The sequence below is a fragment of the Moorena sp. SIO3I6 genome, from assembly GCF_010672095.1.
The window spans coordinates 1-1,158 of record NZ_JAAHHU010001573.1 but is presented as its reverse complement, the minus strand read 5'-3'; the positions used below and the strand labels follow the sequence as shown (position 1 = coordinate 1,158).

General features: G+C 43.2%; 2 protein-coding genes and 1 tRNA gene. All 3 read right to left on the bottom strand.

From position 1 onward, the window contains the following. Positions 1-257: NUDIX domain-containing protein (locus F6K49_RS51330; RefSeq protein WP_293110642.1), on the bottom strand; the 257-nt coding region annotated here is incomplete at its 3' end. A 338-nt stretch (positions 258-595) separates the two neighbouring features. Then, positions 596-667 (bottom strand) — tRNA-Asn (locus F6K49_RS51325). Positions 668-884: 217 nt separating this feature from the next. Further along, positions 885-1,158, bottom strand: a 274-nt coding sequence (locus F6K49_RS51320) for a hypothetical protein (RefSeq protein ID WP_293110640.1), incomplete at its 5' end; no start/stop codon positions are given.

The following is a 1,158-nucleotide window of genomic DNA, read 5'->3' as shown; positions in this document are numbered from 1 at the left end:
AAATCTAGACCAACTTCTTCCCGAAACTCCCTGAGGAGTGCATCCTCAAGGGTTTCACCCCATTCTACTTTACCTCCTGGTACACCCCATTGACCCCGCCATTTAGTGGTTTTGACAATCAAAATTCGTCCACTTGTAGTTAAGACAAGTGCCCCTACCGTAGTCAAAGGAAACTGCCCCTGCACAGATAGCCCTCCATTTGTTATTTCCTCTGGAATCCCATTGAAATGCTTGTTTTGTCGAATTTTTTGTTTCACAGAGATACCTGGAATAGCTTAGCGCAGTTTCCAATTTTTAAGGATTACAATCTGAGATCACCAATCACCAATCCTGATTTCTGGCCTAGTGGCCAGTAAATCAGGATTGTCTGAATTTCAGGGGTAAGCTCGAAGCTATTCCCTGCATAAAACTTGATTGCCACAATACTCTACCATGCCCAAACGCGCTTATCGTCCCGTTGAGCAACAATGAACGACCCCTTAGTGAAAAACCTTCTATCCACTGGCAAGGCATTTCAAGGGAAGTCTGATCTGCTAACTATCTAGACCTTGAATAACTTCCAGGCCATCAGGAGCTGTTATGTATAATAGTTAAACTCCCCAGGCAAGATTCGAACTTGCGACCAATCGGTTAACAGCCGACCGCTCTACCGCTGAGCTACTGAGGATTGCCAAACAATTGCTCTTCACATCTACTTATTATAATCATACAGTACAAAGTCTGGCAAGTACTTTCGCAAATTTTTTTGAAATCACTGTGGTGTCGGGAGTTTTGAGTACAAGGCAAAGTAAACAATAAATAGTTAACACTAAGCAGTCAAGTAAATATAAGCCAGTCAGTAGTCATCAGTCAGTAGTCACCAGTCAGTAGTCAACAATACTATCCTAATCGTTGACTTCTTGCCACTGTAGCCCATGCTTGAGTGGGGAACGGCTTGATTCAACGTTGACCTTGAGCAACGGTTTTTGGTTAACCCCTGATTGCCTTTGTTTTTCTAACACTGCTTTGGCTAATGCAGCTTGTCGTTCCACTTCTTCCTTTAAATGCTGCTTACGGGAATACTCAGCTATCTTGATTCTCGCTTTCTGGTAGGTGGGGGTTTCTTTAGGGATTTGAGACAAATACACTAGCGCTTGAATAAAGTTACCCTGTCCTCCT